The organism is Phreatobacter sp. AB_2022a, from assembly GCF_026847585.1.
Lineage (GTDB): Bacteria > Pseudomonadota > Alphaproteobacteria > Rhizobiales > Phreatobacteraceae > Phreatobacter.
On record NZ_JAPSET010000009.1, the window covers coordinates 26,462 to 43,860 of the forward strand.

Genomic DNA, 17,399 nt, shown 5'->3' on the forward strand with positions numbered 1-17,399 from the left:
CAAAATTTGCTCTTGCATGTACCGACGGCGGCCGGCCAGATGATCAGACTACTCTCCCTCGCTGAAGATACACTCTATGCGCAATTGGCCGAGCAGGTTCAAAATCAGCAGTTCAGCGACGATTTCCCGGAAAACGGCACGTTTGTAAAACGCAAGGTTCAGAGCCGCGAAGGGGCTCGCGAGTATTATTATTACCAGGGGTATAGGCCTGGTGAGGCCGGCGAAAAGAACAAGCGTAGCAGCACCTATGTCGGTCCTGCCGATGATCTCGCAATCCAAAAGCGCGTTCAGAACTTCCGCGACATCAAGGCCAGTCGAAAAGAAAGCGCTTCGCTGGTGAATGCCTTGATCGGCGCCGGGCTGCCCCGCCCGCCGATCATTATGGGGCGCGTTATCGAGGCTCTTGCCAAGGCGGGTGTCTTTCGTCTCCGCGCGGTTCTCGTCGGTACAGCCGCGTTCCAAACCTATCCCGCCGTCCTCAGGTGTCGGATCAGTCATGCCGGCGCTATGACGGGCGACGTCGACAGCGCGCAATTCCCATCGATCTTGATCGCCGTCGAAGATCGCACCCCGCCCATCAAGGACATTCTTGCCGCCGTCGATCCGACCTTCGCTCCGGTCCCTCATATCAACGACCCAACGACATCCACGGCATTTGCCAACAAGACCGGATTCCGCCTCGACATCCTCGCTGCACATCGTGGAAGCGACGAGCAGATCGGAAGACCTGTCTCGATGCCAGCACTGACGGGCGCCGCCGGTGAGCCGCTGAGATTCCTCGACTTCCTCATCTGGGCCCCGGTGCGATCTGTCGTCCTGCATGGACCAGGCATTGCGGTGCGCGTGCCGGATCCGGCACGCTTTGCGGTTCACAAGCTGATCATTTCCACGCGCAGATTGAAGGATATGCCCAGTTCCGCCAAAGCGCGGAAGGATGTCCTGCAGGCTGGCGAAATCATCGAAGCGATGAATGCGAACGGCAGCATCGACCATTTCAAGGTCATTCTGGACGAAGCCCGTGAACGCGGCCCGGCCTGGCGAAACGCACTCGATCAAGCGATCCCGAAACTGAATGATGATGCGCGTGCCGTCATCTCGGCCCTCTTGTGAACTCCGCACCAAAGAGCTCGCCGCGCGGTCTTTTTGAGCTGATCGACAAGATCCATTAGTCGAGGCAGAGCAACGCTGCTGCGCGGCATTGAGCAAATGCTTGCCGCAATCCGGCTTGCGGGAGCGAGCCCTTCCCTCGGACGGTTCGGACGGCGTAAACCGGCAAATCTCGGGCCGCGCGGTGGCGAAGCGGCTACCCGCCAGGCAGGAAATTGGCTCGAAGCGATCGCCTGGTTCCGGATGCGCCGCAGCGCCATGCCGCCCCGGCGAAAAAATTCTTGTGCGCCTGTCGAAAATGGTGGGGCCGGTACGTCCTTGGGCCAGCCCGGCAGCCCGGGAGCGAGAGGAAAACCGACCATGGACCAGGACATGATGACGACGCTGCCCGAGAAGTTGCCGCCGGCGCCTCCCGTTCGCGGCGGCCTCGTCGCCTATCTGCAGGTCGACGGCGTGGTGCAGGCGATCGATTTCTACAGGCGGGCCTTCGGAGCGGAGCTCGCCTTCATGGTGCCGGTCGACGACCAGGGGCGCACCATGCACGCCCATCTCTATGTCAACGGCTCGTCCGTCATGCTGTGCGATCCCTATCCCGAGCATGGCCATCCGCGGGTCAGGCCCGAGGGATTCACCATGCAGCTTGTCGTCGACGACATCGATGCCTGGTGGCGGCGGGCCGTCGATGCCGGCGCCGAGGTGGTGCTGCCGGTGGAGCTGATGTTCTGGGGTGATCGCTATGGCCAGGTGCGCGACCCATTCGGCATTCTCTGGGCCATGAACGCGCCGGCGACGGCAGGGTAGTCGGCGCCCGGGCGACCCGGCGATGCGCTGCGCACCGCCGGGTCTTCAACCCCGGCCACCGAGGCGGATCGGGGCAGGGGAAGCGGCATTGACGCGCGTCCTCAGGTCAGCCGGTTGCGGAACATCCAGGCGGAGATCGGCATGGTGACCGCGGCAATCGCCGCGAGCGCCATCAGCTCGGGCGCGAGCTGCCGCGGGCCGGCATCTTCCAGATAGACCTGATGTGCGATGCTGATGGCGTAGCGCAGTGGATTGATGAGCGTGAAATATTGCAGCACGGCCGGCATGTTCGCGATCGGCGCGGTCAGTCCCGACAGCAGCATGAACGGCATGATCAGCACGAAGGACATGATCATCGCCTGCTGCATGTTGGCCGCGATCGAGGAGACGAACAGGCCGATGCCGACCGCCGCAGCCAGGAACAGGGCGAGACCGCAATAGAGCATGAGGTAGGATCCGGCGAAGGGGATCTGGAACCAGAGCTGGGCGACCAGGAGAATGGTTGTCGACTGGCTGAGGCCGACCAGCATGGACGGCACGGCCTTGCCGATCATGATCTCGGTCGGGCGGAACGGCGTCACCAGCAACTGGTCGAACGTGCCGGCCTCCCGCTCGCGCGCCACCGACATCGCGGTCAGCATCATGGTCATCATCATGGTGATCACGCCGATCAGCGACGGGATCATGTTCCAGCGCGTCTCCAGGCTTGGATTGAACCAGGCGCGGGTGGTGAGCTTGAGGGGCGGGCCCGGCAGCCCGCGCGCGGCACGCCAATCGTCGGCAAAGCCCTGCGCGATCGTGGCGAGATAGCCCTGGGCGGTGCCGGCCGTGTTGGAATTGCGGCCGTCGGCGATGACCTGCAGCGGCGCGGCGAAACCCGCCGACAGGTTCTTCTCGAAGTCCCTGCCGATGGTCACCACCAGCAGCGCGCGCCGGTCGTCGATCAGCGGCGCCGCGTCGTCGGGCCGGGTGAGCGTCGCGACCCTGACGAAGACGCCGGACCCGTCGAGCCGGGCGGCGAAGGCGTGCGAGGACGGGCTGCGGTCGAGATCGACGAGCGCATAGGGCACATGGTTGAGGTCGTAGGTCGCGGCATAACCGAAGATCAGGCATTGCAGGATCGGCGGCACGACCAGAACGATGCGGCTTTTCGGGTCCTTCAGCATCGCCAGCAGCTCCTTTCGGAACAGGGCGAGGATGCGGAACAGGGTGTCGATCATCGGATCACCTCAGTTCCTTGCGGGTGGCGCGCACCGAAAGCCCCATCAGCACCGCCGCCATGACCGCCAGGACGGCCGTGTTCGGCCAGATCACGCTCCAGATGTCACCGGCGAGGAACAGGGTCTGCAGCAGGCTGACGAAATAGCGGGCGGGGAAGACGTGGGTGATGACCTGGATCGGCCAGGGCGTGCTCGCAATGTCGAACAGGAAGCCCGACAGCATCATCGCCGGCAGGAAGGTGACGATCATGGTGATCTGGCTCGCCACGAACTGGCTGCGCGTAACCGACGAGATGAGCAGGCCGATGCCGAGCGCCACCAGGAGATAGAGCATGGAGACGATCACCAGGATGGCGAGCGAGCCGCGCAGCGGCACGCCGAACAGGAGGCGCGCGCCGATGACGCACAGCGCCAGCCCGGCCATGCCGAGCACGAAATAGGGCACCGTCTTGCCGACCAGGATCTCAATCGGCCGGACCGGCGTGACGAACAGCGCTTCGAACGTGCCGCGTTCCCATTCGCGGGCGACGACGAGCGCGGTCATCAGGGCGCCGATCAGGGTCATGACCAGCACGATCAGGCCGGGGACCAGGAAATAGCTGCTGTTATTGGCTTCGTTGAACCAGATCCGGCTGTCGATGGCGATGTTGGCGACGGTCTGGCCGTTGCCGCGCGCCGCTTCGCGCGCCTGCCAGCTCGCGACCGCGCCTTGGGCATAGGCAAGCGCGATGCGCGCCGTATTGGCGTCGGTCCCGTGCACGAGCACCTGCAGCTCGGCCTGGCCGCGGCCGAGGTCGCGGGCGAAATCGGGCGGGACGCGGACGATGGCGCTGACCTCGCGGGTCAGCATGAGCCGTTCGGCCTCGGCCATGGTCTTCACCGGCCGGGCGCTGAAATAGTCCGACAGGCGGAAGCCCGACGTCACCTCGCTCGCCTCGGCCGAGCTCTCCTCGATGACGACGGCGATCGGCAGGTTCTTGAGATCGAACGACAGGCCGTAGCCGAACAGGACGAGCAGGATCATCGGCATGACGATGCCGATGGCGATGCTGCTCGGATCGCGGAACACCTGGTAGGTTTCCTTGCGCACCAGCGCCGCCATCCGCTTGATGGCGGCGAGCCGCGGGCGATTGTCGGAGGCGGCGTTCATGCCGCGCTCCGTTCGGCGCGCCGCGCGCGGGTTTCGCGCGCCGCCTCGACCACCGCAATGAAGGCATCCTCCATGGTCGGTTCGCTGCCGTCGGCGCGCCGCGCGCGGCCGCGGATCTCAGCCGGGGTGCCCTCGGCCAGGGCCTCGCCCGCATCCATGATGATGATGCGGTCGCAATATTCCGCTTCCTCCATGAAATGGGTCGTGACGATGACCGTCACGCCCTGCTCGGACAGGGCGGTGATCCGGCCCCAGAATTCGCGGCGGGCGAGGGGGTCGGCGCCGCTCGTCGCCTCGTCGAGAAACAGGATGTCGGGTTCATGCAGCAGCGCGGCGGCCATGGCCAGGCGCTGCTTGAACCCTCCGGGCAATTGCCCGCTCGGCAGGCGCTCGAACGGGCCGAGCTCGAACTGATCCTTGGCCCAGGCGATGCGCCGCGCCTTGCGGCCGCCCCTCAGGCTGTAGGCGCTTGCGAAGAAATCGAGGTTCTCGTCGACGCTGAGGTCGCCGTAGAGCGAGAATTTCTGGGCGACGTAGCCAAGGCGTCGCCGCGCCTCGGCACGGGCCGAGCGCAGATCCCGGCCGGCGACGCGCAGCGTGCCGCCGGAGGCCGGCAGGAGCCCGCACAGCATCCGGAAGGTCGTGCTCTTGCCGGCGCCGTTGGGGCCGAGCAGGCCATAGATCTCGCCGCGGCCGACCTTGAAGCTGACGGCATTGACCGCGACGAAGTCGCCGAAGCGGCGGGTCAGGTCCTTCACCTCGACGGCCGGCCCGTCGGCCGTCTCGCGCCGCTGCTCCAGCTCCATGACATGGGCCGCGCCGCTGCGCCCGGCGGCGGCGTTGAAAAGATGCATGAAGCCGTCTTCGAAACGCGCCGTCACCGGTTCGAGCCGCAGCGGCACCCCCTCGAGGTTCAGCGGTGTCGCGCCGGGCTCGGCCCGGACGATCCTGACCTCGCCGGCTTCGGGTACGGCATCGACGACGCCCGGCTGCACGAAGAGGCGGGCCTGCAGCGAGCGCGCGGTCATGCCCTGCGGCGGCGGCACGCGGAAGGTGGTGCCGTCGGCCCGCGCGGTGATCTCGTCGGGCGTGCCCTGCGCCAGCACCGCACCGGCGTGCATGACGACCGCATGATCGCAGAAGGCGGCTTCGTCGAGATAGGACGTGCTGACGATGACGGTCAGGCCATCGTCGCGCACCAGGCGGGTGACGATCTCCCACAATTCGCGGCGCGACAGCGGATCGACGCCGACGGTCGGCTCGTCGAGCAGCAGGAGTTCGGGCGCCCGGACCAGCGTGCAGGCGAGACCGAGCTTCTGCTTCATGCCGCCCGAGAGCTTGCCTGCGGGGCGCGCGGTGAACCGGCCGAGATTCGTCATGGCCATCAGGCGCGGATAGGCCTCCCGGCGCGCAGCCTCGCCGACCCCATGCAGGTCGGCATAGAGGTCGAGGTTCTCCTGCACGGTGAGGTCTTCGTAGAGGCCGAATTTCTGCGGCATGTAGCCGATCCGGTCCTGCACCGCCTGGGGATCGGCAGCGACGTCGGTGCCGATCACCGTCAAGGTTCCCGCATCGGGCCTCATGAGCCCGGCGATCAGGCGGATGAGCGTCGTCTTGCCGGCGCCGTCCGGGCCGACCAGGGCGGTCAGGCTGCCGGGTTGCGCCGCGAACGAAACGCCGGCCAGCGCCCTGACCGTTTCGCCGGTTTCGCGCCGGAAGCTTTTTGCAAGCTCGCGGGCGAGGACCTGCGGCGCCGGCGACGATGCGGTTGCGCCGGCCGGGGCTGTCACGGCTGCCTCGCCGGCGCGGCCGGGCTTGCGGGGGCCTGGCTCGCGGGAGCCGACTGGCCTTCCAGCAGCCGGACGGTCGCCGGCATGCCCAGCCGCAATTCGTCCTGCGGGTCCTCGACGAAGGCCCTGACCTCATAGACGAGGCTGGTGCGCAGATCTTCGGTCTGCACCGTCTTGGGCGTGAACTCGGCGACCGGCGAAATGAAGCCGATCCAGCCGCCGAACGGTCGCCCTGGAAAGCTGTCGGTGAGGATCTCGACACGCATGCCTGAACGGATCTGACCGAGCCGCACCTCGGAGACGTAGGTGCGCACCCATTTCTGGCTGATCCGCGCGAGCGAGAAGACCGGGCGGGTGGGGGAGGCCATCTCGCCCGCTTCCATCAGCCGTGAGCGGACGATGCCGTCGATCGGCGAGGCGAGCTCGGTGTCGTTGAACTGGCGGCGCACGAGCGCGAGCTGCGCGATGTTGCCGTCGAGCTGCGCCTGCGCCTGGTCGATGTCCTCGCGGCGCGGTCCGGCGACGACCAGCTCCAGCGCCCGGCGATTGACCTCGACGCGGGCGTCGGCGACGACTGCAGCCGCTTCCGCGCTGTCGAGGTCCTGCTGGCTTGCGGCCGCGCGGTCGGCAAGCACCTTGCGGCGCTGATACTGGCCGCGCGCATTGGCGGCTTCGGCCTTGGCCGATTCGAGGTTGGCGCGGGCCTGCGCGATCTCCTCCGGCCGGCTGCCGTTGCGCAGGCGCTCGACCACGGCACGCTGGGCGGCGACGGCCGCCTCGGCCTGTTCGAGCTGGGCCTTCAGCCTCGCATTGTCGAGCCGGGCGAGGATCTGTCCTTCGCGGACGGCTGCGCCTTCCTCGACCAGGATCTCCCTGATCCGGTCGCTGCCGTTGAAAGGCAGCGACACCTGGCGGAAATCGACATTGCCGTAGAGGCGGAACTCGGCTTCGCCCGCCGGCCGCTTCCAGTACCACCACCCGGCGGCAGCGCCGGCAGCGACGACGACGAGGATGGCGATGCGGGCTGGTGTGATCACGCTCATCGCTCGACCTTGCGCGGAAATCAGGCTGTTTGTCAAATTCTGATTTTAATTTGCAATTTGATTTAGCGGAAGGGCCGGTCTATCCTGTATCCATGACCGACGATACGAAGCTGCGCCGACGGCCGCGCGGGCGGCGCGACGACGGCGCGGCGACGCGCCAGCAGATCCTGGAAGTGGCCGGCGAGGTCTTCGCCACGAAGGGCGTCGACCGCGCCACGGGCAAGGAGATCGCCGAGCGCGCCGGAGCCAATTCGGCGGCGGTGAACTACTATTACGGCGGCATCGACCAGCTTTACGGCGAAGTGCTGGTGGAGGCGCACCGGCGCCTCGTCGCCTATGACGTCCTGGCGGCGGTCGCCAAGGGTGACGGCAGGCCGGAGGACAAGCTGAGGCGTCTCATCGGCATCGTCATCGCGGCCGTCATGTCTCCCGACCGCGCATCCTGGCCGCTGCGCGTGCTGAGCCGCGAGGTGCTGGCGCCATCGGCCATGTTCGAGATGCTGCGCGAGCGCGAGCTGCTGCCGAAGAAGAACCTGTTGATCGGGCTGATCGGCGAGTTGCTCGGCCTGCCGGCGGACAATCCGGCGGTGGCCCGCTGCTGCATCAGCATCATGGCGCCGGTGCTGATGCTGCTGATCGGCGACCGGACCGTGGTGGCCCGGATGTTCCCCGCCATCATCGAGGGAGAGGGCGCACGCGAGGCCATGGCCGAGCACATTGCCCGCTTCGCGCTCGGCGGGCTCGGTGCCATTGCGGCGAGCTTGCCGCCACCTCAATGATGGGCTGACGATCCAGGGAAAAGGTCCGGGCGCATGGCAGGCTCGCATATTCTCGCCGTCATGATCGCTGCGATCGCGCTGACGATCCTGGCGGAGAAGCGCGGCATCCAGCCGCCGCTGCTGCTGGCCGCGGTCGGCGTGCTCGCCTCCTTCATTCCGGGCCTGCCACGCGCCGAGCTGGCGCCGCACGTCATTCTGGGCCTGGTCCTGCCGCCCTTGCTCTATTCGGCGGCCGTCGACTTTTCCTTCGCCAGCTTCATCCGGCGCATCGGCTCGATCCTCAATCTCGGCGTCGTTCTCGTCGTGGTCACCACGGCCGCGGCCGGCTTCGCGCTCGGCTGGGCACTGCCGGCGCTGTCGCTGCCCATCGCCTTCATCCTCGGCGCGGTGGTGGCTCCGCCGGACGCCGTCAGCGCCGTATCGATCGGCCGCAAGCTTGGCCTGCCGCGCCGCCTGATGACCATCCTGAAGGGCGAAAGCCTGATCAACGACGCCGCAGCGCTGACCCTGTTCAGCGTCGCGGTGGCGGCGGCGACCGGCCGCCACAGCTTCATCGACAGCGTGGCGCTCTATTTTCTCTATGCGGCCGGCCTCGGCACGGCGGTCGGCATCGTGCTCGGCCTCGTCGTCCATCGCATCCGCAAGCGGCTCGAAAATCCGACGCTGATCACGGCGCTCGCCATCATCGTGCCTTTCGCCGCCTATGGCCTCGCCGAAGAACTGCACGCTTCCGGCGTCATGGCGGTGGTCTTCGCCGGCTTCACGCTCGGCCACAACGCCACCGATCTCGCCTTTGCCGGCCGCATTCAGGAGCGCGAGGTCTGGCGGGTCATCGACGCGCTGCTGGAGGCGTTTGCCTTCGCCTATATGGGGCTGCAATTGCCGTTCGCGATCGAGGCGGCGCGGGCGAGCGGTTTCGATCTCGCCAAGGTGTCGCTGGCGGCCATCCTTGTGCTCGCCGTCGTCATCGGCACACGCATCGCCTGGGTCATGGCGACGGCCCTGCTGGCGCGCGCGCGCCATCGGCTGCTGGCCCGCAAGCTCGCGCGCCGCGGCAAGGAACCGCGCACCGCGCCGCTCAGCTGGCGCGAAAACCTCGTCCTGTCATGGACCGGCATGCGCGGCGTCGTGACGCTGGCCGCCGCGGCCGGTACGCCCCTTCTCACGGCGGCGGGCGAGCCGCTCGTCGGCCGCGAGATCATCCTGCCCGTCGCCTTCACGGTGGCGATCGGCACCTTGCTCCTGCAGGGCATGACCTTGCCCTGGCTGATCGGCCGCCTCGCCCTCGGTGATCCGCGCGAGGCCGACTATGCCAGGGCGCAAATGGCGCATGCCCGCCGCGTGATCGACGCGACGACCGTCTCGGTCATCGCCGAACTGCGCGAGAAAGCCAGTCCCGAAACCGACATACGCCTGGCGACGCAGATGCTCCGACGGGCGCGGCGCGCGGCAGAGGAACATGACGGTGACCTGCCGGCCGGCAGCGCGCCGCGCCGTGCCGATCACCGCGACAAGATCCTGGCGATCGCGCGGAGCGTGCTGGCCGAGCAGCGCCAGGCATTGATCGCCGAGCGCGACGCCGACCGGCTGGACGACGAGGTGCTGCGCGAGGTGCTCGAGGACATCGACCTGGAACAGGCCGTGATCGCCCGGCGCAGTGAGCGTCTGGCCGAGCGCTGAACCCCGGCGCGGCCGCCCGGCCTGTTCAGGGGGCGAACGGGATCGTGTCGGAGCGGACGTCGACGCCAGGCGGAAAGCGCGAGAAGTCCTCGATCGTTGCCTGGCCGAGCGAGGACAGCAGATGCGGCCAGAAGCGGTCCCACATGACTGATCTGACGCCGGCGCGATAGCCCGCCTCTTCGCTCAGCGCCGTGTCGCGCCAGCGCTGCGCCGTCGCATCGTCCACGAGCGCAAAGAACAGGGTATCGCCCGGCGTCGCATCGACCGAAAGGAGCGTGCGCCCACGCGCGTTGATCTGGCTCTCGAGCTGGCGTGTCGCCGTCGCGTAGATCGGCCAGACGGCATCGCGAAACGCAGCCCGGCTTTCGGCATCCGCGAGGGCGGCGGCGATCCGCGCCTCGTCCAGGATCGTGCCGAACACCGTATCGGCCTCGCGAGGGAATGCGGCCGGATCCACCAGCCCCTCGCTGCGCCAGCGATGCAGGATCTCGAAGGTATATTTGTCCTCGACCGACTGCAGATGGCCGGCGAGATCCAGCAGGTTGACCGCGCCGAGAAAACACCGCGTGCGCGGCGCGAAATCGGCGACGCCGTAGAAGCCGACGTCTTCCTTGGCGGCCGGCGGCTGCGCCAGGAAGCCTCGTACGCGCTCGACCAGCGCGGTATCGTTGCCCGAGAAGTCCCGCGCGAAGCGGACGACCGGATCGTCCTCCACCATGGCCTCAGGCCTCCGCGGCGCTTTTCATGCTGGCGAGGCCAGCCTCGAAATCCCTGCCGATCATCCTGTCCATGTTCATGACGAGACCCATGAGCCGCATCGTGAAAGGCGACTTGCCGGTCATCGCCCAGGTCACTTTCGTGCCATTGCCGGCCGGTTCGAGCGTGAACTCCGCCGTGTTGCGCGCCTCGAACGGCTTGATGAAGTCGAGCTGGATGACGAGGCGCCTCGGCGGCTCGGCCTCGACGATTTCCATGCGGCCCTGGCCGACATGTCTGTTGCCTTGCCAGGCATAGACCGCGCCCACTCCCGTCGGCGCGCCGCTGCGGCTGCGTTTCATGTCGGGATCGCGGCCTTCGTAGGGCGACCAGGCAACCCACCGGCTGAAATCCTCGATCAGCCGATAGATCGTCTCGGGCGGCGCGGCGATCGTCGTGCTGCGCGCGATGCGGAAGCCGTCCGGTCGCGTCGCAGCATAGGCGAGCACCGCGGCGACGACGAGGACGAGGAGGAGCAGGATCAGGACCGTGGTCGACATGCGCATCTCCCGCGTGAACGGATCCAGCTTAGCGGCGAACCGGAAACAGCGCACGCAGGCGCGGGTCGCGCAGCCACAGGCCGCCCCAGACCAGCAGCCCGAGATAGACGCTGAACAGCGTGTGGGTGAAAAGCGGGCTGTCGATGCGCACATGGCTCGCCATCGCCCCGCCCAGCAGGCCGGTGGTCAGCACGGCACCGAGCACGGCCGTGCGCGGGATGGCATAGAGCACCAGGCAGGCGAGGATGACGACGCCGATCGGCCGGGCGACGGCGGGATCATAGCCGAGCGCGGCGAAGGCGGTGACAACCGGCTCGATCTTCAGGAGCTTGATCGTCGTGTCGAAGGCCAGGAAGGCCATGGCAAGGCCGCTCATGGCGCGGCCGGCGGCGGTCATCAGGCGCGGATTGGCGAGCGTGCCGGCCATGGCCGGCCGGCGGATCGAGAAGGAGGGGGCGAGGGTTTGGCTGGTCATGGCCGGGTGTTCCTTTGGCGGTTGGGCTGCCGCCGGATCGGCTGATCCGATGGTCTCTTCCAAGGACGCCGCCGGGGCGGCGGTCCCGACACCGGCTGCGACGAAAATTGCCGCCGCCGCGTCACGCCTCCGTGCCGGAAGGCCTTGCCGCCCCGGCTTCTTCCTGCAACTGGTCGAGATGCATTCGGATATGCGCCGCTTCGGGGGCCGTGGTGGCGAGCGCAATGGCCTGGTCGAACGCGATCCGAGCCTCGGCGAAACGGCCGAGCTGGCGCAGGAACGCGCCCTTCAGGCCGAAAAAGTAGAAATAGCCCGACAGCCGCGGCGCCAGTGGCTCGATCATGGCGAGCCCGGCCTCCGGTCCCTTCAGCTTCGACACGGCCACCGCCCGGTTGAGCGAAATGACGGGCGAGGGCTGCATCCGTTCGAGCGTTGCATAGAGCGCGTCGATGCCCGACCAGTCGGTATCCTCGGGGCGCGCCGCGCGGGCATGCAAGGCGGCGATCGCCGCCTGGACCTGATAGGCGCCGGGCTGGCGATGGCGCATGGCCTTGTCGATCAGCGCCAGCCCCTCGGTGATCATGACCTTGTCCCAGAGGGTGCGGTCCTGTGCTTCCAGCAGCACGATGGCACCCTCCTTGTCGAAGCGGGCGGGCGTGCGCGAGTGCTGCAGCAGCATGAGCGCGGTCAGGCCCTGGATCTCGGGTTCTGCCGGGAACAGGCCGATGAGCAGGCGGCCGAGCCGGATCGCCTCGTCGCACAGGGCGCGGCGGGTGAGCTCCTTGCTGTCGGCAGCCGAATAGCCTTCGTTGAAGATGAGGTAGATCATCGCCGCCACGGCGGCGAGCCGCTCCGAACGCTCCGTCGCGCCCGGTGTTTCGAAGGGGACGTTGGCGGTGCCGATGCGGGCCTTGGCCCGCGTGATGCGCTGCTCCATGGCGCTCTCACCGACCAGGAAGGCGCGGGCGATCTGCCTCACCGTCAGGCCGCAGACGATCCTCAGCGCCACCGCGATCTGCTGCGTCGCCGGCAGATCCGGATGGCAGCAGATGAACAGCAGGCGCAGGATATCGTCGCGGTAATGCGAGCCGTCCAGCCGTTCGGCGAGCGTATCCTCGGCATCGTCGAGGTCGGAAATGTCCTGTTCGTCGGGCAGGGGCTGCTGGCGCTTCTGCCGCCGGCGGACGTCGAGCGCGACATTGCGGCCGACCAGGATCAACCAGGCCGCGGGATCGCGCGGCGGCCCGTTCTGCGGCCAGGTCCGCAGCGCCCGGAGGCAGGCCTCCTGAAAGGCCTCCTCGGCGGTGTCGAGATCGCGGAAGTAGCGCAGCAACGCCCCGAGAACACGCGGGCGGTTGGAGGTCAGGGCCTGGTCGATCCAGCGAATGTCGGTCACGTCTTGCCGCTCCCGGGCAGGAAGATGGAAACTGGGCGGATTTCGTAGGAGCCGGTGCCCGGATTGGCGCGGGCGAGATCCCGGGCGACGTCGAGCGCCTCTTCGAGCGAGGCGCAGTCGACGAGATAGAATCCAAGCAACTGTTCCTTGGTCTCCGCGAAGGGGCCGTCGATCACCAGTGGCGGTTCCTTGCGGAAGGTGGTCGCCGCGGTCGTCGGCAGCAGCCGGGCCGTCGGGCCGAGCCGTCCCTGGCTCTCCAGCTTGTCATGGACGACCGAAAGGCGCGCCATCACGGCGTCGTCTTCTTCCTTGGTCCAGGAGCCGACGACTTTTTCGTCATTGTAGCAAAGGATCGCGTACTGCATGGGGTGTCCCTGTTGTGATGCAAGACGAACGAGTATGACCCGAGCCGACATGGCCGGCCCAAGAAAATCGGGCCCATCCAGGAAACCGGATGGGCCGGCACGATAGGACGGACCGGGCGATATTGCAGCGCCCGCAATTCTCTTGCGCTGCAGCGCGGCCGCTGGAAGGATGCCCGCAAATTTCAGGAGCGGCGCGGATCCATGGCTTTCGAGACGGACGATACCATTCAGCGCGACCAGGGGCTGACCGCCGCGGAAGACGCGGATGCGCGCCTGCGGACCGATATCCGTCTTCTCGGCCGCATTCTTGGTGACACGGTCCGAGACCAGGAGGGCGAGGCGGTTTTCGATCTCGTCGAGCGGATCCGCCAGACCTCGATCCGCTTCCACCGCGACGAGGACGAGCCGGCGCGGCGCGAGCTGGAAGCGATCCTCGACGGCATGTCGACGCCGGAGACCGTGCTGATCGTGCGCGCGTTCAGCTATTTCTCGCATCTCGCCAATATCGCCGAGGACCAGAACAACATCCGCCACCGGCGCCAGCAGGCGCTCGCGGGGGCGCCGCCGGCAGCCGGCACGCTCGCCAAGGCACTCGAGCGTGCCGCCGCCGCCGGCATCGGCCGGGACGCGTTGCGGCGCTTCTTCGGCAGCGCGCAGGTCAGTCCCGTGCTGACGGCGCACCCGACCGAGGTGCGGCGCAAGAGCACGATCGACCGTGAAATGGAGATCGCCGCGCTGCTCGACCGCGCCGAGCGCACGCGCCTGACGCCCGACGAGGTGGCGGCGGATGAGGAGCAGCTGCGCCGCGCCGTGCTGACCCTGTGGCAGACCAATCTTCTGCGCCGGACCAAGCTTACCGTGCTGGACGAGGTCGCGAATGGCCTGTCCTTCTACGGCTACACCTTCCTGAAGGAGGTGCCGCGGCTGCACAACCGGCTCGAGGACAGCCTGGCGGCCGAGGTTGCGGGCGAGGAAGAAGAGGGCCTTGCCTCGTTCCTGCGGATGGGAAGCTGGATCGGCGGCGACCGCGACGGCAATCCCTTCGTCACGGCCGAGGTGATGCGTGCGGCGCTGCGCATGCAGAGCGTCCAGGTCCTGCGTTTCTATCTGCACGAACTGCATGAACTGGGCGCCGAACTCTCGCTCGCCGCCCAGCTCGTCGATGTCGATGCGGATCTGACCGCGCTTGCCGCCCGCTCGCCGGACACCTCGCCACACCGGCGCGGCGAGCCATACCGGCTGGCGGTATCGGGCATCTATGCCCGCCTCGCCGCGACCGCGGTCGCACTGGACGGCCAGGAGCTCGGCCGCACACCGGTCGGCGCGGCCGAGCCCTATGCCGCCGCCGCCGATTTCGCCGCCGATCTCGATGTCCTCGACCGCTCGCTGAAGGCCAACCGTTCCGCGGTCGTGGCGCGCGGGCGGCTGCGGCATCTCAGGCGGGCCGTCGACTGTTTCGGCTTCCATCTCGCGAGCCTCGACATGCGCCAGAACTCCGCGGTCCACGAGCGGACCGTCGCCGAGCTTCTGGAGGCGGCGGCGCCCGGCACGGGCTATGCGAAGCTCGGCGAGGACGAGCGCATCGCGCTTCTGGCCGCGGAGCTCGTCAATCCCCGGCCGCTGGCCTCGCCTTTCCTCGTCTATGGCGAGGAGACGCGGGGCGAGCTCGACGTGCTGCGCGCCGCCGCTGAGGCGCACCGGGTGTTCGGACGCTCGTCCATCCAGCAGAGCATCGTCTCCATGACAGAGGGGGCCTCCGATCTTCTCGAGATCGCGGTCCTGCTGAAGGAGGCCGGCCTGATCGACGCTGCCGGAACCAGCCATCTCAACATCGTGCCGCTGTTCGAGACGATCGACGATTTGCGCCACTGCGCCGCGATCATGGACCGGCTCCTGTCGCTGCCGGCCTATCGCCGGCTCGTCGACAGCCGCGGCGGCCTGCAGGAGGTCATGCTCGGCTATTCCGACAGCAACAAGGACGGCGGTTTCGTCACCTCGGGCTGGGAGCTCTACAAGGCCGAGATCCGCCTCATGGAGGTGTTCTCCCGCCACGGCGTCCGGCTCAGGCTGTTCCATGGCCGCGGCGGCTCGGTGGGGCGCGGCGGCGGACCGAGCTACGACGCCATCCTGGCGCAGCCGGGCGGGGCGGTGAACGGCCAGATCCGCATCACCGAGCAGGGCGAGATCATCTCCTCGAAATATTCGAACGCCGAGGTCGGTCGCGGCAATCTCGAGATCCTGGCCGCCGCGACCCTGGAGGCGAGCCTCATCCAGCCGCAGGTCAATGCGCCGAACGAAGCCTATCTCGCCGCGATGGAGGAATTGTCGGCTTCCGCCTATGCGGCCTATCGCGGGCTCGTCTACGAGACCGAGGGCTTTGAGGACTATTTCTGGGCCTCGACGGTCATTTCCGAAATCGCCACGCTGAATATCGGCAGCCGGCCCGCCTCGCGCGGCAAGACCCGGCGGATCGAGGATCTCCGGGCCATTCCCTGGGTGTTCAGCTGGGCGCAATGCCGCCTGATGCTGCCGGGCTGGTACGGCTTCGGCAGCGCGATCGCCGCCTGGGTCGCGGCGCATCCCGACAAGGGCATCGGCTTCTTCCGCGAGCTCTACCGCGAGTGGCCCTTCTTCCGCATGCTCCTGTCGAACATGGACATGGTGCTGGCCAAGAGCAGCATCGCGGTCGCCTCGCGTTATGCCGAGCTGGTGCCGGACGAGGCACTGCGCAGGACCATCTTCTCGCGCATTCGCGCGGAATGGCAGATGTCGATCGATGCGCTGCTCGCGATCATGGGGCACGAGCGGCTGCTGCAGGGCAATCCTCTCCTGGAGCGCTCGATCCGCCACCGCTTTCCCTATCTCGATCCGCTCAACCACGTCCAGGTCGAGCTCCTGAAGCTGCATCGGGCCGAAGGCGCGGACGAACAGGTACTGCGCGGCGTGCAGCTCACGATCAACGGCATTTCCGCGGGCCTGCGCAACAGCGGCTGAGCGGCGTGGTCGCGGCTGTCACGGCCGCGCGGCGCTCTCCGCCGCCCGGCCGAGCAGGACCTCGCGTTCCCGGGCGTTGCGCGTCAGCGCGGCGGCCCGCTCGAAGGCCGTCCGGGCTTCGTCGAACCGGCCGAGCTTGAACAGGAGGTCGCCCCGGACGCCGGGCAGGAGATGATAGTTCTTGAGGGCCGGCTCGTCCGCGAGCGTGTCGGCCAGGGCAAGTCCCGCCGCCGGCCCGAAGGCCATGGCATGGGCCACGGCCCGGTTGAGCGCGATCACGGGCGTGCCGACGACCTCGTCGAGGCGGTCGTAGAAGCCGGCAATGCGCCGCCAGTCGGTTTCGCCGGCGCTGCGCGCGCGGGCGTGGCAGGCGGCGATCGCCGCCTGCAGCGCATAGGGACCGTCGGCCCCGCCAAGCCCCTCGGCGCGGGCGAGGGCAGCAAGGCCGCGGCGGATCAGCAGCTGGTCCCACCGGCTCCTGTCCTGGTCGAGCAGCAGGATCGCCTCCCCGGAGGGGCCGGTACGTGCGCCGAGCCGGGACGCCTGCAGCTCCAGCAGGGCGATGAGGCCGTGGGCTTCCGGCTCGCCGGGGACGAGCCCGACGAGGACACGGCCGAGCCGCATCGCCTCCTCGCAGAGCTGCGGGCGCATCCAGTCGTCGCCTGCGGTTGCCGCGTAGCCTTCGTTGAAGATCAGGTAGATGACCTGCAGGACGGAGGCGAGCCGCTTCGCCCGGTCGCGGCCGCGCGGCACTTCGAAGGGGACGTTCGCCTCCGACAGGGTCCGCTTCGCCCGGACGATCCGCTGGCTCATCGTCGGCTCGCTCACCAGGAAGGCGCGCGCGATCTCGGCGGTCGTCAGTCCGCCCATCAGCCGCAGGGTGAGGGCGAGCTGCGCCTCCTGCGCCAGGACCGGATGGCAGGCGGTGAAGATCAGGCTCAGCAGGTTGTCGCCGACATCGTCGTCGAGCGCCGCGTCCGGATCCGGCACGGCGGTTTCGAGCTGGTCCTCGATCTCCCGGATGATCTCGGTCTGCTTGCTGGCGAACAGCTTGTCGCGCCTGATCCGGTCGATCGCCCGGTTGCGGGCGGTGGCCATCAGCCAGGCCCCGGGCTTTTCCGGTACCCCGGTGTCCGGCCAGCGCTCGAGTGCCGTGACGAGCGCGTCCTGGGCGAGTTCTTCGGCAAGTCCGACGTCACGGACGACCCGGGCGAGCCCGGCAATGAGGCGCGCCGCCTCGATCCGCCAGATCGCTTCGACCGTCTGATGAGTATCGCTTGCCGTCACGGGCGCGGATCAGACCAGTTCCGCCTGCCGAGGGCAAGCGGCCGCGTCCAGGCGCG

Annotated in this window: 15 protein-coding genes; 5 read left to right on the top strand and 10 right to left on the bottom strand. The window is 68.0% G+C overall.

The genetic code is table 11. From position 1 onward, the window contains the following. Window positions 1–39 precede the first annotated feature (39 nt). Window positions 40–1,110 (top strand): GSU2403 family nucleotidyltransferase fold protein, encoded by a 1,071-nt coding sequence (locus OZ671_RS08675; protein WP_268860382.1) that lies wholly within the window; start codon window positions 40–42, stop codon window positions 1,108–1,110. A 357-nt stretch (window positions 1,111–1,467) separates the two neighbouring features. Beyond that, window positions 1,468–1,908, top strand: coding sequence for a VOC family protein (locus OZ671_RS08680; protein WP_268860383.1), 441 nt, complete (start codon window positions 1,468–1,470; stop codon window positions 1,906–1,908). A gap of 101 nt (window positions 1,909–2,009) precedes the next feature. On the opposite strand, the gene OZ671_RS08685 is transcribed toward OZ671_RS08680, so the two are convergent. The 4 genes from OZ671_RS08685 to OZ671_RS08700 are packed head-to-tail and all read right to left on the bottom strand — an operon-like array spanning window position 2,010 to window position 7,105. Beyond that, a complete protein-coding gene (locus OZ671_RS08685) occupies window positions 2,010–3,128 on the bottom strand; it encodes an ABC transporter permease (RefSeq protein WP_268860384.1) in 1,119 nt (372 codons plus the stop codon). A gap of 4 nt (window positions 3,129–3,132) precedes the next feature. Beyond that, window positions 3,133–4,278 carry an ABC transporter permease gene (locus tag OZ671_RS08690; RefSeq protein WP_268860385.1) on the bottom strand — a complete coding sequence of 382 codons (1,146 nt, stop codon included), beginning with the start codon at window positions 4,276–4,278 and terminating at the stop codon, window positions 3,133–3,135. Continuing rightward, window positions 4,275–6,068, bottom strand: a complete 1,794-nt coding sequence (locus OZ671_RS08695; protein WP_268860386.1) for an ATP-binding cassette domain-containing protein — start codon at window positions 6,066–6,068, stop codon at window positions 4,275–4,277. The genes OZ671_RS08690 and OZ671_RS08695 overlap by 4 nt, the downstream gene beginning before the upstream one ends. Beyond that, window positions 6,065–7,105, bottom strand: a complete 1,041-nt coding sequence (locus OZ671_RS08700; protein ID WP_442957062.1) for an efflux RND transporter periplasmic adaptor subunit — start codon at window positions 7,103–7,105, stop codon at window positions 6,065–6,067. Before OZ671_RS08700 ends, OZ671_RS08695 begins: the two co-directional genes overlap by 4 nt. A 98-nt stretch (window positions 7,106–7,203) precedes the next feature. Between OZ671_RS08700 and OZ671_RS08705 the strand changes: the two genes are divergently transcribed. Together OZ671_RS08705 and OZ671_RS08710 are read left to right on the top strand one after the other, a co-directional pair. Next, entirely contained in the window at window positions 7,204–7,890 is a 687-nt protein-coding gene (locus OZ671_RS08705) for a TetR/AcrR family transcriptional regulator (RefSeq protein WP_268860388.1), read from the top strand. Window positions 7,891–7,923: 33 nt separating this feature from the next. Next, a complete protein-coding gene (locus tag OZ671_RS08710; protein ID WP_268860389.1) occupies window positions 7,924–9,570 on the top strand; it encodes a Na+/H+ antiporter in 1,647 nt (548 codons plus the stop codon). Window positions 9,571–9,595: 25 nt separating this feature from the next. On the opposite strand, the gene OZ671_RS08715 is transcribed toward OZ671_RS08710, so the two are convergent. The 5 genes from OZ671_RS08715 to OZ671_RS08735 form a co-directional block, all read right to left on the bottom strand. Next, the gene (locus OZ671_RS08715; protein WP_268860390.1) at window positions 9,596–10,288 is read right to left on the bottom strand and encodes a hypothetical protein; all 693 of its coding nucleotides are present in this window, start codon (window positions 10,286–10,288) and stop codon (window positions 9,596–9,598) included. A 4-nt stretch (window positions 10,289–10,292) separates the two neighbouring features. Next, entirely contained in the window at window positions 10,293–10,826 is a 534-nt protein-coding gene (locus OZ671_RS08720) for an SRPBCC family protein (RefSeq protein ID WP_268860391.1), read from the bottom strand. Window positions 10,827–10,854: 28 nt separating this feature from the next. Beyond that, window positions 10,855–11,253, bottom strand: a complete 399-nt coding sequence (locus tag OZ671_RS08725) for a DoxX family protein (protein ID WP_268860495.1) — start codon at window positions 11,251–11,253, stop codon at window positions 10,855–10,857. Window positions 11,254–11,422: 169 nt separating this feature from the next. Then, complete coding sequence (locus OZ671_RS08730; RefSeq protein WP_268860392.1) at window positions 11,423–12,697, bottom strand: RNA polymerase sigma factor; 1,275 nt, start codon at window positions 12,695–12,697, stop codon at window positions 11,423–11,425. Then, complete coding sequence (locus tag OZ671_RS08735) at window positions 12,694–13,062, bottom strand: YciI family protein (protein WP_038311253.1); 369 nt, start codon at window positions 13,060–13,062, stop codon at window positions 12,694–12,696. Before OZ671_RS08735 ends, OZ671_RS08730 begins: the two co-directional genes overlap by 4 nt. 201 nt (window positions 13,063–13,263) lie before the next feature. Here OZ671_RS08735 and ppc point away from each other — a divergent pair, with 201 nt between their 5' ends. After that, entirely contained in the window at window positions 13,264–16,056 is a 2,793-nt protein-coding gene (gene ppc / locus OZ671_RS08740; protein ID WP_268860393.1) for a phosphoenolpyruvate carboxylase, read from the top strand. Between the two features lie 18 nt (window positions 16,057–16,074). Here the strand turns inward: ppc and OZ671_RS08745 are convergent, their stop codons facing one another. Then, a complete protein-coding gene (locus OZ671_RS08745) occupies window positions 16,075–17,343 on the bottom strand; it encodes an RNA polymerase sigma factor (protein ID WP_268860394.1) in 1,269 nt (422 codons plus the stop codon). Window positions 17,344–17,399: the final 56 nt, after the last annotated feature.